We start from the raw sequence: 13,712 nt of genomic DNA, 5'->3' as shown, positions 1-13,712 counted from the left end.
TCATCCCCTATCCTAATACTGTGTTTTTAAAATGCACTAACGCCTCGTCTGTAACCGTTAGCGGAATGGCGCAGTTTGGCGACAGAATAAACGGCTGACCCTTCATTTTGGCCAAAGCTTCATTAGCCTGCTGTTCAATCTGATCCAAATGATTTCCGGCAAAGAGCCCGTGATCCACTCCGCCCACCTTCGTGGCCTTGAGATCGGCGTCCAGTCCGGGATTGCCTTCGGCTACCGTATCCCAGCTGATCCCGTCAATCCGGTAATCATTGAATTTCGCAGGCTGGGCATGAGCACCGCAGGTATGTAAAATATTCTTGCCATAGCTCGCCGCCTCCAGCACGATAGAATCATAGGGTCTGGACAGCTCATCGAACATCGCTTCATCGAATAATCCGGGGTGGGCTGTGCCTGTCACCGCATAGAACAGACCATCTGATCCCGCCTGCCGCAGCTCCTGCACATAATCGGCCAAGGTTAAGGCAATCGCATGCAGGGCATGATGCGCGGCGGCACGGTGTTCCTTGAAGAGCGATTCCAGCGTCACCGGCTGCTCGATCCCGAATACGGTCTCCGTAACATAAGCAGAACGTCCTACAATGAACAGCAATACCGTGAGCGGGGAGAACACCGTCTGAATCAGCGGCGTATCCGGCAAGCCCTGACGGATCTTCCTTACCGCCTCCAGATGCTCCAGCAGCGAAGGGGTTAGCGCGGCTTTTTTCACCTCAAGATCCCAGAGATTAGCCGCAGCCGGAACCGCCGTAGTCAGTTGTCTCGGGAATACCGTCCGGTAATCTGCGAAGTTATACTCATTTCCCCAGGCTTCCGCCAGATAGGTCGCTCTCGGGTTGATTTTGACCCAGTCCCAATTATATTTGTCCGTAAAAGAAATCGTAGATGACGCCAAGTCCTCCGCATTCTGCTCCTTGTCAATAAAGTGGCGCCATCCGCTGACAATGGGCCGGTCTGCAAGTTCCCCGGATAAGATCGCCTGAAAACGCTCCTGCTTGCTCCATACACTCATCTGCCTATCTCCTTCGTCTCGTAATCTCTAATAACGGCGGATCTTGCGCGCCAATGTGTTGCCCAGGGACTGAATACCCTGCACCAGAATGATCAGAATAATGACCGTCGTGAACATGACCACCTCGTCAAAACGCTGGTAACCGTACACGATTGCCAAGTCGCCGACCCCTCCGCCGCCTACTGCCCCGGCCATTGCCGTAGCCCCGATGAGCCCGATCGTCGCTGTGGTCAGGGAGAGAATTAAAGAGCCCACCGCTTCAGGCAAAAGAAAATACCATATTACCTGCAGCGGTGTTGCGCCCATTGCTTCCGCAGCTTCGAGAATGCCCGGATTCACTTCCAGCAGCGAATTCTCGACCAGCCTTGCGATATAGGGTGCGATATAGATAATCAGCGGAACAATTGCGGCACTGGTCCCAATCGAGGTATGAACAATTGCTCTTGTTAACGGAATAATTGCAAACAACAGAATAATAAACGGAACCGAACGGATGACGTTAATTAAGGGATTCAGTAATGTATAAAGCCACTTGCTCGCAAGCACGCCGCCCGGACGGGTAATAACCAGCAGGATGCCCAGCGGAATACCCAGCAGCGAGCCGATGAATAGCGATACACCCACCATCTGAATCGTTTCAATAATCGCCTTCAGGAATTGCTCACTTGTGATCGATGTCGAGAACATAGGACTTCACCTCCTCTATGCGGACCTCATGCTGCTTCATGTAATTCAAGGCTGCTTCCATCTGTGCCGGATCACCTTGCAGTTGAACGATAATCGTGCCGAGCGTCGTCTCTTGAATCTCTGTCGTATTCGCAAACAGGATGTTGACCTTAACGCCGTAGGTACGGATAATCTCGTACAGCACAGGCTCAGAAGCGCTCTCCCCGGCAAAATTCAGCTTATACACCCGGCTTCCCTGCTCAGTCTTCAGAGTTCTGCGGACGCTTGTAGTCATGCTGTTCTGAATGACAGTCTTGACGAAATTCTGTGTTGTCTGATGCTTCGGTTCTCCGAACACATCCAGCACGCTGCCCTGCTCGATAATCCGCCCTTCTTCCATCACGGCTACCTTGTTGCAGATCTCCTGAATCACCGACATCTCATGCGTGATGATCATCACCGTGATGTTGTATTCCGCGTTGATCCGCTTGAGCAGCTGCAGGATGGACTGTGTCGTCTGCGGGTCCAGAGCGGAAGTGGCTTCATCGCACAACAGTATCGAAGGGTTCGAGGCAAGCGCCCGGGCAATCCCGACCCGCTGCTTCTGTCCGCCTGACAGCTCGCTCGGATAGCTTCCAGCCTTGTCGCTTAGCCCGACGAATTCGAGCAGCTCCTCCACCCGCTTGTGGATTTCTGCCTTGCTCTTTTTCAGCAGGACGAGTGGAATAGCCACATTGTCGAACACCTTTTTGGACTCCAGCAGGTTAAAATGTTGAAAAATCATGCCGATGTTTTTCTTGGCTGCCCGCAGCTCTTTGTCGCTGTACGCTCCCAGATCATACCCTTCTACCAGCACCTGGCCCTCAGTCGGCCGTTCCAGGTAATTGACCAGGCGGATTAACGTGCTTTTTCCGGCGCCGCTGTAGCCGATGACTCCGAAGATATCGCCCTTTTCCACCTTCAGGCTGATCCCCTTGAGCGCTTCAATCTTCACCTCTTTGCGGGTGAACGTCTTGTACACATTCCGTAGTTCAATCATAGTTGTTCCCCTCAATCATCTGGTAAATTTAGGATTCAGGATTCAAGCCTGCTGCTTCAGCTTCGCCAGCGCCTCTTCTGCCAGGAGAGCGAAATACTTGGCTGCCGGCAGGATGGCCGCCTCATCGACATCGAAGCGGGGATGATGCAACGCATGGTTCGGGCCGGTACCGATGTTCACAAAAGCACCCGGGATCTGCTGCAAATAATAGGCGAAATCCTCGCCGCCCATCTGCGGCGGAATATCATGTACCTCATAGCCTGATTGTGCCGCGACCTCTTTGGTGAAGTCTGTCCATCCTCCGTGATTGACCGTAGCGGGCGGGCCGGGATACCAGTGCAGCTTCGCCTCTGCTCCGGCTGCGGCTGCAATCCCCTCTATGATCCTCGTCATTTGGGCCGGGATGCTGCTGCGGATCTCTTCGTTATAGGTACGTACTGTACCTTCCAGCTCCACCTTCTCCGGCAGGACATTCCAGGTGAAGCCCCCGTTGATCCGGGTCACACTGAGCACGACCGGCTCTTGCGTGTTATTCAGGCGGCTGACTACGGTTTGCAGCATCGTAATGATCTGCGCGGCGGTAACAATGGTGTCTACCCCTTTCTCCGGTGTAGCTGCGTGAGCGCCGACCCCTTTTACCGTAATCTCAAAGCGGTCCACGCCAGCCGTTAAAGCTCCCGTTCTTGTGCCGAACGCCCCGTTAGGCAGGTCCGGAGAATTATGTAATCCGAAGATGGCCTCCACCCCGCTTAGCCCGCCGGATGCCAGTACGTCCTCAGCACCATGCCCCGTCTCTTCTGCCGGCTGGAACAGGATTCTGACCTTGCCCGGCAGTTCATGTTCACGCTGCTTCAGCAGACTGGCCGCGCCCAGGATCACAGCGGTGTGGAAATCGTGACCGCAGGCATGCATGGCTCCCGGAATCTCTGATGCGAACGGCAGGCCCGTCTGCTCCTCAATCGGCAGGGCATCGATATCGCAACGAATCGCTACAATGCTGCCATCACCTTGTCCAATCTCCGCTATGAGTCCGGTCTCCAGCGGGAGATCCAGGATCGTTATATTCTCTTCAGTTAGCCATTTACGCAGCTTCTCCGTAGTTTTATACTCCTGATTGCTAAGCTCCGGTTCACGATGCAGGTTCCTCCGCACTCCGGTTAGCCGGGCTGCCAGTGCTTCTTCCGTCTCATGCTGTGGTCTCATAGGCCTGTTCTTCCCCCTTCATTACGTATGCTCAATTCCTCTGATCCGCTCCAGTGCAGTTGCAAGGCTGCTTAAGATATGCTCCCGCATTGCCCGCTCCGCCCCCTCTTCATCCCTGGCTACAATCCTCTGCAGAATCACAAGATGCTCTTCATCCGCCTGCGTATTCCAGTCCCCGTGCAGCGAGACATAACGACAATACCGGAGAGAACGGTCTCTTAACTGGTTCAGCACCTTCTCAAAAGTCTTCAGCCCGCTGATCTCCCACAAGTAATCATGGAATTCGAAGCCATAGGATACAACATCCTGCTGATCCCCCATCTGGAAGGATTGCTTCAGCTTCTCCAGAATCAGCGTTAACTGCTGAATATCCTTAATGGTAGCGTTTCTGGCAGCGCTTCTGGCGATATGGCCTTCAAGCATGCTGCGGATCTGGAAGATCTCCTCGACCTCCTTAATCGTTAAAGGGGCTACCCGCAGCCTGCCATTGGGCTGGCGCACCAGGAAATCCTCATTCTCCAGCCGCTGAATCGCTTCCCGTAGCGGAGTCCGGCTGACCCCGAGAAGTGCCGCCAGGCTCTCTTCGTTAACCGCCTGATCCGGCTCCAGCTCGCTATCTATTATTTTTTGCTTAAGTGCATAGTAGGTATTATCCTTCGACAATCTTCGTGAACGCATTTCCATAGATTTCGTTGCTCCTCGCCATTCATTTGCGGGTCGCCTTGCCAACTGTATAATTGTATACAATTATTAAAGATGAGAAATATCCAAGATATTATGAAAGTCTCGGTTGAAAATCTCTCTGTGCAATCATGCTTTTTTCATACTATAATCCCATTATCCCCACTAGTCAAGTATGTTTTATGGGGGAATTGCGAATCGACACTAATTGGACAATTAAAAACCTCCTGAAGAGGTAGGGTATGACCGACACCTTCAGGAGGAGGGCTATTGAGTATCGTGAGTTTGACTTTAATCAATTACTTGGATAGACCTTCGATCCGTTTCTATTTTGTAGACCTCACTATCTTCTCCGCTTTGAACCAAAAATTCCGCAATCGCCGAAATTTCGTATGTGCCCGATTTTTCAAACCGATATTGAGACTTTTCTGAAATGATATCTCCATCCGACATTTGACGTACAACTCCAACATCCTTTCTTGCACTTGAATTAATCACCTTGTCGGTATTATCCCGTACGGCAAAATAAAATACCGGTTCTCCAGTTGTAATCTCCAGATCCCGTCCAGCTTCATTTTTTAACTCTACAGAAATTTTAAGTTCCTGATTTGCTTTAACTTGTTCCGGAATTGAGATATGAGCTGAAAAAAGTTCGCTTTTGATATTTTCTGAGGCAGATGGGATAGGTCTCGTCTTGGCAGCTATGGTTTCATTCGGTTCCGAAGAATCGCACGAAATTAAGGCCATGAAAAGGAGAATAATCAGTTTCTTCAAAAATAAACACCTCCAACTTCATTAACGTAATGACAGATGGTTTTGTTTCCCAAAAATCGGTATTATTACTGAGGATGAACACTTTCAATGGATCGAGCTTGGTTTCAACCTTGTCGAAAGCGGAGTGTTTGAGATATAGCGCAAACAATAAATAACCCTCCAGCACCTGTTAGATGTGAAGGGCTATTCACCTTACTAAAGTTCAAATACTATCTCATCACTTGCCTCACTCTTCTTGAAAGGGAAACTGTATTCTTTGAACCTAAATTGAACTCCCGAAATCTCATCAGGTAATGGCGGAGAAATCACGTATTTATAAGATGCATGATCAGATCTGCTCCCACCATTAATCATTCGGCAGTCATATTGGTCATTAATATATAGTTCGTAATGGCTATGCTGATGAGATTTGGATTCAACTTCCGGCTCATCGTCCCAATCTATATTTAGTGCAAATATCGACATCAAGAATCCTTCATAAAGCCCAAGTTCCTCTGACCATTTAGAAATGTATTCTAACGGAGGAAATCCTGGATTATTATCCGAGACTTCCTTTCTCTTCTTGATCAATGAGCAAATTTCTTTATCGATATCAATAATTCGTTCATCATAATGCTCTGTTGGACGTTCAAATGGCATTCGAATGCATTTTTTATCCTCCTCGCAGATCCATTAATTGTTTCATCACCATATTTTAACATATAATGGTTTAAGTCAACATAAAAAACCTCCTAATAAGTATAGTTTTCACCATACACAATTAAGAGGTTTCGAAATCCGTAATCCCCGCCTACTTTATCAATAATTCAGCATTCACAGGCTTAGCAAGGCTCCGCCGCCGGATTCCCCGCTTCTTCCTTCGTGCGGAACGAGGAGCCGCAGCCGCAGGTGGCGCTGGCGTTGGGGTTATTGATGGTGAAGCCGCCGGTCATGCCGGATTCCTCGAAGTCGATCTCCAGGCCGTTCAGGTAACGGATATCGTCTTTGCTGACGACTACCTTCAGACCTGCAACGTTCATGTAGATGTCCTGCTCAGTCTCGGTATCATCGAAGCCCATTGCGTACGAGAATCCGCTGCAGCCCCCGGCGGTTACGCCCAGACGGAGGAACATATCCGGCACTTCCTGCTCCGCAAGCATGGCCTTCAGCTGGCCTGCCGCTGTCTCACTTATGTTAATCATAATAACAACCTCCTTGAGTATCACTGTATTGGAATCAAGCAGCCTTCAGGCTGTACGTAAGAAATCTATGCCTTGCCGGGAAAAGAATGAGTATGATGTATATCATTTTCATTGGCTCTTGAAATCAGTATACTCCACTATTCTTCTGCCCTCAAGTCGTAAACTCTCCGCTGATATGCAATTTATACCGGAAGTCCTACGGTTTCTGGCGGTTGCTCCCCCTCAAGTAGAGGTTTATAATAAGAAAAGCGATAATCAAGAGTATTTTCAAAAAAATTCGAAAAATTGTCACGGGGGTTGCAGTTAACCTCTATTTATAATGCCGGCTGTTGCCGGATATTCTCAGGTACACGATTATGCGATGCAGTAGCCTCGCCAACCTTCAGGAGGAACTTATATGTCTACCCTAATTACACCCCACACGGATGCCCGGATGGCGAACATCATTGAGAAGGTTCGCGGCGGAGAACGATTGAATTTGGAAGATGGCGTTTATTTATATGAGAGTAACGATCTCTTAACGATCGGACAGCTGGCTAATGAGGTTAATCTGCGAAAGAACGGGAATAAAGTCTATTTTATCGAGAACATGAGTCTATATTTCACCAATGTCTGCGAATCCCGCTGCGCCTTCTGCAATTTCCGCAAGGATGAAGGCGAAGAAGGGTCTTATACCCTCTCCGGCCAGGAGATGGTGGAGTATGTGCAGCAGCATATTCATCCCGGCGTGCGCGAGTTCCATATTGTAGGCGGGCATAATGATAATGTGCCCTTCCAGTACTATGTTGATTCGCTGCAGGCTCTGAACGAGCATTTCCCCGAAGTGACTCTCAAGGCCTATACAGCGGCAGAGATCGACTTCTTCACCCGCATCAGCGGACTTAGTATCCGTGAAGTGCTGGAGCAGCTGCGCGCCGCCGGACTGAAGACCCTTACCGGAGGAGGGGCAGAGATTCTGTCTGACCAGTACCGCAAAAAAATGCGCGTCGACAAAGCCAATGTCGAGGAATATCTCGAGGTGCACCGCACCGCCCATCACCTTGGCATGAAGACCCATACCACGATGCTGTACGGCTCGATTGAGTCCCGTGAAGACCGCATCCGCCATATGCTGCAAATTCGTGACCTGCAGGACGAGACCGGCGGTTTCATGGTATTCATTCCGCTGTCCATGCAGCCTAAGAACAAGAATGCAGGCATTATGCGCCGCAACTCCGCGAATGAGGATCTGAAGACCATTGCCGTCAGCCGCCTGATGCTGGACAATTTCGATCATATCAAGGCCTACTTCATTAATATCGGGCCCCAGTTGACCCAGGTTGCCCTGAACTTCGGCGCTTCCGATGTGCATGGAACGATCCTGAAGGAACGTATCAGCCACGCTGCCGGCGCGCTGACACCGGAGGGCTTGACCCGGGATGAGTTGATCTGGCTCGTGAAGGGCGCAGGACGGATTCCTGTAGAACGGGATACCTTCTATAACGAGATCAAGGTATACGAATAAGAACAGAACATGCTTACCTCATCCAGTGAACGCAGAACTGCCTTGTCCATTACGTACCCGAAAGGAAGATCAGTTCGCATGAGAACCTTACTTGTCCTGGGCGGCGGCTACGGCGGTCTTGCCCTCATTCAGCAACTGCTGGATCATCATCTCCCTTCTGATGTGGAAATCATTCTGGTGGACCGGATGCCGTATCAGGGGATCAAGACCGAATATTATGCACTGGCCGCAGGCACCGTCACCGATTACCATCTGCGGATTCAATTTCCGGTACACCCCCGCCTGACCGTTCGTTACGGGCAGGTGGGTTCTATTGATCTGGAGAGCAAGCTGGTCCTGCTCGATTCCGGGGAGCCGATAGCCTATGATATCCTCGCGATTGCCCTCGGCTGTACAGATAATTACCATAATATTCCAGGTGCAGAGGAATACACCTGCAGTATTCAGAGCTTCGCCGGAACCCGGGAAACTTACCGCCGGCTAAATGATGTGAAGCCTTATGGAACCGTCAACATTGTCGGTGGGGGGCTAAGCGGCGTAGAGATTGCTTCGGAGCTGCGGGAGAGCCGGCCGGATCTGAATATCTCCCTGATGGACCGGGGAGAACGTATTTTATCTTCTTTTCCGGCCAAGCTGTCCAGGTATGTTGAGGAATGGTTCAGTGAACATCAGGTGCAGACGATCGGCGGGGTGTCGGTCTCTCATGTCGAGAAGGATGCCATCTTCAATGGCACCCAGGCTATTCCGGCGGATGTGACGGTCTGGACTGCCGGTATTCGGCCGGTGAAGGTCGTGCAGCAGCTGGAGCTTCCGAAGGACCGCGGAGGCAGGCTCATTGTGGGGGAATATTACAATATTGCTGAATATCCGGAGGTTTATGTGATCGGGGATTGTGCCAGCCTGCCCTTTGCCCCCAGTGCACAGGCGGCAGGTGCCCAGGGCGAGCAGGTGGGCCAGATTATTCAGGCGCTATGGCGGGGTGAAACCCCGAAGCTGCATAAAATTAAGCTGAAGGGAACCCTTGGTTCACTCGGCAAAAATGCCGGCTTCGGCCTGATGGGCCGCCGCTCCGTCATGGGCCGGGTTCCGCGCCTGCTGAAGAGCGGCGTCCTGTGGATGTCCAAACGCCATTTCGGCTGATGAATCACGGCTTGAATCCAAGCGGTCTAGTCAATCTCAAGGCTGTCCCAGGCCTCTGCTTCTCTTATAGCGGCTTCAATAGCCTCTTCCAGAGCAGCGGGGGAATCGGCCTCTATGATCTCCCCGTCAACCATGGCGAACGGCTGGAGATAACACTCTCCGCAGTTGTTCAGACAGCCATACTCGACTACATCATATTCAGGGTTTTGTTCCAGTTTAAGCTTGAGCGGTTCAGTGCCGTGGCCGATGTTGCTGGCACAGAATTCTATAATTGGTCTCATGATGATCTCCCTATTCTGCCTTAACCATTTTATTTTTTAACTTTTTGTACTATAATAAACATACGAAAGGAGTGATTGAGAAATGAGTGAGAATGTACAAAGCGCAACCATGTACGATGAAGTACTGGAAGTCCTTGATAAACTTCGTCCGTTCCTGCAGCGCGATGGCGGTGACGTGGAACTGATTGATGTTGAAGACGGCATCGTTAAGCTGAAGCTTATGGGTGCATGCGGCAGTTGCCCAAGCTCCACGATCACGCTAAAAGCCGGGATCGAACGCGCCCTGATTGAAGAAGTAGAAGGCGTGGAAGAAGTCGTTCAGGTATTCTAATCCCGTTTCATAAACCATCCCGGCCTCCGCAAAGAGGCCGGGATTTTTTTTATTATAGAGGATTTCGTCTTTAGGATCAACCACCCGGCTATTCAAAAAGACCAGAAGCCGCTCCGCCAGCCATCTCCGGCTACCGGGCTTCTTCTGGTCTTATTAGGATTATTCAGCTTCCCTAAGCTTAAGCTTAGAATGCCGGAACAATCGCACCTTCATACTGCTTCTCGATGAACGCCTTCGCTTCCGGGGAAGTCAGCGCTGCTGCCAGCTTCTGAATGGCATCGGAATCCTTATTGTCAGGACGGGCTACCAGCAGGTTAGCATACGGGGAATCTCCGCCTTCGATGAACAACGCATCCTTCGTAGGAGACAGCTTGGCATCCAGTGCGAAGTTGGTGTTGATCAGCGCCAGGTCTACTTCATCCAGTTGACGGGGCAGCATGGCTGCATCCAGCTCAATGATATCCAGCTTCTTGGTGTTCTCAGTGATATCCGCTTTGGTGGAAGCGATATTGGTGTCATCCTTCAGCTTGATCAGACCGTTCTTCGCCAGCAGAATCAAGGCGCGGCCTCCGTTCGTTGCATCATTCGGAATCGCAACCTTCGCACCTTCTGCCAATTCATCGATCGATTTGATCTTTTTGGAATAGGCGCCAAATGGCTCTACATGAACAGCAGTTACAGATACGAGATCTGTGCCGTTCTTGGTGTTCTGATCATCCAGGTAAGGCTTGTGCTGGAAGAAGTTCGCATCGAGCTGCTTCTCGGCAAGCTGTGTATTGGGAAGAATATAATCTGTGAATTCTTTGATCTCCAGCTTAATGCCTTGGGCTTCAAGCAGTGGGGCAATTGCTTTAAGGATCTCCGCATGCGGTACAGGAGAAGCACCAATCACCAGGGTTACCGGGTCCGCAGCAGGCTCAGTAGTCGGCTCTGCAGCAGCCGCTTCTGTAGGTGCCGTTGTCGCAGCAGAATTCGTGGTGTTATTCGCCTTGTTGTTTCCGCAAGCGGCAAGCACCAATATCAAGGTCAGGCTGAAGAATGTAAGCAGTACTTTTTTCATCTGTAAATCCCCCTCTAATCCATATGGTTTATTGAATAAGGCTATATGTGGACGTACCTTATTTCCGTGTAAAATGTCTTACCAGCCGGTCACCGGCCATTTGCAGCAGCTGCACCAGAATCACCATCAGCGCTACCGAGATAAGCATGACTTCCTTCTCATAGCGGTAATATCCGTAGCGGATCGCCAGGTCACCCAGGCCGCCGCCGCCGATCATGCCGGACATTGCGGTATACGAGACAAGGGTCACAACAGTAATGGTTACACCGGCAAGCAGACCCGGACGAGCCTCCGGCAGCAGCACGCGCATAACGATCTGCCCGGTGGACGCTCCCATGCCCTGCGCTGCTTCAATAATTCCCCGGTCAACCTCCCGCAGTGCCGTCTCCACCAGTCTGGCGAAGAAGGGCGCCGCGCCGATCACCAGTGCCGGAATCGTTCCAAGCACACCAATCGAAGTGCCCATAATGGCCTTGCTGAACGGAATCAGTGCAACCATCAGAATGATAAAAGGAACCGAACGCAGGATATTCACAACGAAGGATAATACCGAGTAAATCACCCTGATAATAACGTTATTTGACTTGCCCCATAAATATAACACAATTCCGAGCGGTAAACCAAGGATTATTGTAAATATTCCTGAAATAGCGATCATTTTGAGTGTAGCAATCGTAGCTTCCAGCATTTCTTCCCAATTGATTGTGCTAAAGTCCATTACAAAATCACCTCCACATCAAGACCTTGCGCTATGAGCTCAGTGAGCGTGGCTTCGACCGCATCGGCAGGTCCCTCGAACCGGACGATCAGCTGGCCGTAAGGAACATCCTTGATCGTAGAGATGGTGCCATGAAGAATGGCGAAGTGAACTCCGGTTCCCTGAACCACCTGTGAGAGCGTCGACCCGTAAGTCTTTTGTCCGAGAAAAGTGATTTTGACCGACTTCGTGTAACCTGGCTGTACAGCATCAATCGCTTGCCGGAGCGGTCCGTCCGACTGGGTCTCACTGCGGATGAATTCCTTGGTAACCTCATGCTTCGGCTTCAGAAAGACCTCAGCCACTTCACCCTGCTCCACAATACCGCCGCCATGGATCACGGCAACACGGTCGCAGATGCTCTGAATCACATGCATCTCATGGGTAATCAGCACGATGGTCAGATGGAATTTGCTGTTGATATCCATCAGCAGACGCAGAATGGAGTCTGTGGTCTGCGGATCAAGCGCCGAGGTCGCCTCATCGCATAACAGAACGTCCGGATCACTTGCCAGCGCCCGGGCGATTCCAACACGCTGCTTCTGTCCGCCGGATAGCTGAGCCGGGTACTTATTCCAATGCTCCTCCAATCCGACCAGGGCGAGCAGTTCCTTAACCTTTTGTTCAATCTCGTTCCTTCCGGCTCCGATCAGCCGCAGCGGAAACGCGATATTATCATAGACTGTAGCCGATGAGAGCAGATTGAAATGCTGAAAAATCATCCCGATCTTACGCCGCTGCTCCTGCAGCTGTCCCTGGCTGAGCGCTGTCAGCTCGACACCGTCCACCCACACCTCGCCCGCAGTGGGACGTTCCAGTAGATTAATGCAGCGGATCAGCGTGCTTTTGCCGGCCCCGGAGTGACCGATCACCCCGAAGATTTCCCCCTTCTTAATCGACAGGCTCAGCGCAGAGAGTGCAGTTGCCTGCTTACTGCCCTTGCCGTACACCTTGGTTATATCCTTCAATTCTATCAACCGCTGCGTCCCCCTTCTGTTCTAGCTTCCATCATTGCAAAAAAGACCCCCTACGATCCATGCAGATCGCAAGAGGCCCTGTGTGTATAATGACAATGCCTTCTCATCTGCCAAAACCCCCGAGTCCGGCGGCATTGTAGGAATTAGCACCATGACATTTGGATGCAGCGTAAGGCTGTATTCAAACCGGTTGCCGGGCTTCATCGGGCCTATCCCTCCGCCGCTCTCGATAAGATCATAGTATGAAGTTATAGATTCCGTATCCTGTCAGAAATTAATGTATGCCTAAGTATAATTCAGTTTCGAGATTTTTGTCAAAGGTAAGTTTTTACGGACGGGCTTGTCCGGATTTCGGACCTGGGGCCGCTTTGTTCTTGTGCCATTGTTCATTCCCGTACCTGTATGCGGCGGCAAGTGACTGGCATACCATCTCCAGGCTCTGCTTCAAATCCTCCAGGTGGCTGTCGAGATCCTCCAGACGAATCTTATCATGCAATCCCTGGTGACGCTGCCAGAGGTCGTCGGTCATCTCCGCGTTCATGTAATGGATCTCAGCGTTGCGCCGCTTACGCAGATTCTCCACCGGCTCCCGGTAGGAATTCCTAATTCGCTCCAGCTTCTCCGCCAGCGGATGATGCGGGTGAAGCAGTTGAAATTGCCTCAGCACCGTGAAATAAGAGAAATGCGTCTTCACCTTGCCTGTATTGAGATTGTACAGATTATTCAGCACCGTGCCCAGCTTGTCCAGCAGCGAGAAGACACGGATGAAGCCATCCTTGTAGAAATACACATATCTGGCGTACTCCCCCTGCTCTGTGGACGACATGTCGTCCATATAACCGGCTATCACTGACTTCCGGAAAAAGGCTGCTGCGAACCAGCTCTGCTCCAGCTCATCCAGAGAGGAGATCAGGCCGCGTGTCCAAATTTCCAGCTTGCGGTATTCATGGTCATGGTCTTCATGTGCCGCCATCTCCTTGCGCAGCATGGAGGCTGCCTTCGCCATGGACTCCATAGCTTCAGCCAGCACACCGCTGTTCACGCGGGGCGGCTCTCCAAGTAACGTCCGCAGCATATTTTGACCCTCCTTA

At 51.1% G+C, this 13,712-nt stretch carries 16 protein-coding genes and 1 riboswitch; of the genes, 3 read left to right on the top strand and 13 right to left on the bottom strand.

Going from position 1 to position 13,712, the window contains the following annotated elements:
• Positions 1-7 precede the first annotated feature (7 nt).
• From MKX42_RS07020 to MKX42_RS06985, 8 genes are all read right to left on the bottom strand, one after another.
• A complete protein-coding gene (locus tag MKX42_RS07020) occupies positions 8-1,027 on the bottom strand; it encodes a uroporphyrinogen decarboxylase family protein (RefSeq protein WP_340751884.1) in 1,020 nt (339 codons plus the stop codon).
• Between the two features lie 27 nt (positions 1,028-1,054).
• Positions 1,055-1,714 (bottom strand): methionine ABC transporter permease, encoded by a 660-nt coding sequence (locus MKX42_RS07015; protein WP_340751883.1) that lies wholly within the window; start codon positions 1,712-1,714, stop codon positions 1,055-1,057.
• Entirely contained in the window at positions 1,689-2,732 is a 1,044-nt protein-coding gene (locus MKX42_RS07010; protein ID WP_340751882.1) for a methionine ABC transporter ATP-binding protein, read from the bottom strand. Before MKX42_RS07010 ends, MKX42_RS07015 begins: the two co-directional genes overlap by 26 nt.
• 42 nt (positions 2,733-2,774) lie before the next feature.
• A complete protein-coding gene (locus MKX42_RS07005; protein WP_340751881.1) occupies positions 2,775-3,935 on the bottom strand; it encodes an amidohydrolase in 1,161 nt (386 codons plus the stop codon).
• 21 nt (positions 3,936-3,956) lie between these two features.
• Complete coding sequence (locus MKX42_RS07000; RefSeq protein ID WP_340751880.1) at positions 3,957-4,619, bottom strand: GntR family transcriptional regulator; 663 nt, start codon at positions 4,617-4,619, stop codon at positions 3,957-3,959.
• Positions 4,620-4,907: 288 nt separating this feature from the next.
• Positions 4,908-5,390 (bottom strand): hypothetical protein, encoded by a 483-nt coding sequence (locus MKX42_RS06995; protein WP_340751879.1) that lies wholly within the window; start codon positions 5,388-5,390, stop codon positions 4,908-4,910.
• A 195-nt stretch (positions 5,391-5,585) separates the two neighbouring features.
• Entirely contained in the window at positions 5,586-6,029 is a 444-nt protein-coding gene (locus MKX42_RS06990) for a hypothetical protein (protein WP_340751878.1), read from the bottom strand.
• A 182-nt stretch (positions 6,030-6,211) separates the two neighbouring features.
• On the bottom strand, positions 6,212-6,571 hold the full coding sequence (locus MKX42_RS06985; RefSeq protein ID WP_340751877.1) for a HesB/IscA family protein: 360 nt from the start codon (positions 6,569-6,571) through the stop codon (positions 6,212-6,214).
• A gap of 397 nt (positions 6,572-6,968) precedes the next feature.
• Between MKX42_RS06985 and mqnE the strand changes: the two genes are divergently transcribed.
• Positions 6,969-8,075: an aminofutalosine synthase MqnE gene (mqnE, locus tag MKX42_RS06980; protein WP_340751875.1), complete on the top strand. Its 1,107-nt coding sequence runs from the start codon at positions 6,969-6,971 to the stop codon at positions 8,073-8,075.
• Positions 8,076-8,153: 78 nt separating this feature from the next.
• On the top strand, positions 8,154-9,215 hold the full coding sequence (locus tag MKX42_RS06975) for an NAD(P)/FAD-dependent oxidoreductase (RefSeq protein ID WP_340751874.1): 1,062 nt from the start codon (positions 8,154-8,156) through the stop codon (positions 9,213-9,215).
• Between the two features lie 26 nt (positions 9,216-9,241).
• Here the strand turns inward: MKX42_RS06975 and MKX42_RS06970 are convergent, their stop codons facing one another.
• Positions 9,242-9,496 carry a YuzB family protein gene (locus tag MKX42_RS06970; protein ID WP_209993161.1) on the bottom strand — a complete coding sequence of 85 codons (255 nt, stop codon included), beginning with the start codon at positions 9,494-9,496 and terminating at the stop codon, positions 9,242-9,244.
• 82 nt (positions 9,497-9,578) lie between these two features.
• Here MKX42_RS06970 and MKX42_RS06965 point away from each other — a divergent pair, with 82 nt between their 5' ends.
• Complete coding sequence (locus tag MKX42_RS06965) at positions 9,579-9,827, top strand: NifU family protein (protein WP_036701687.1); 249 nt, start codon at positions 9,579-9,581, stop codon at positions 9,825-9,827.
• Positions 9,828-10,011: 184 nt separating this feature from the next.
• Here the strand turns inward: MKX42_RS06965 and MKX42_RS06960 are convergent, their stop codons facing one another.
• From MKX42_RS06960 to MKX42_RS06945, 4 genes are all read right to left on the bottom strand, one after another.
• The gene (locus tag MKX42_RS06960; protein WP_340751873.1) at positions 10,012-10,887 is read right to left on the bottom strand and encodes a MetQ/NlpA family ABC transporter substrate-binding protein; all 876 of its coding nucleotides are present in this window, start codon (positions 10,885-10,887) and stop codon (positions 10,012-10,014) included.
• A gap of 58 nt (positions 10,888-10,945) precedes the next feature.
• Positions 10,946-11,605 (bottom strand): methionine ABC transporter permease, encoded by a 660-nt coding sequence (locus tag MKX42_RS06955; protein WP_340751872.1) that lies wholly within the window; start codon positions 11,603-11,605, stop codon positions 10,946-10,948.
• Positions 11,605-12,621 (bottom strand): methionine ABC transporter ATP-binding protein, encoded by a 1,017-nt coding sequence (locus MKX42_RS06950; RefSeq protein ID WP_340751871.1) that lies wholly within the window; start codon positions 12,619-12,621, stop codon positions 11,605-11,607. The genes MKX42_RS06955 and MKX42_RS06950 overlap by 1 nt, the downstream gene beginning before the upstream one ends.
• Before the next feature lie 100 nt (positions 12,622-12,721).
• A riboswitch (SAM riboswitch) is annotated at positions 12,722-12,857 on the bottom strand.
• Between the two features lie 92 nt (positions 12,858-12,949).
• Entirely contained in the window at positions 12,950-13,696 is a 747-nt protein-coding gene (locus tag MKX42_RS06945) for a Cthe_2314 family HEPN domain-containing protein (protein ID WP_340751870.1), read from the bottom strand.
• Between the last annotated feature and the right edge of the window lie 16 nt (positions 13,697-13,712).

The sequence above is a fragment of the Paenibacillus sp. FSL R7-0204 genome, from assembly GCF_038002225.1.
GTDB lineage: Bacteria > Bacillota > Bacilli > Paenibacillales > Paenibacillaceae > Paenibacillus_AQ.
This window is presented reverse-complemented; position numbering and strand designations above follow the sequence as displayed.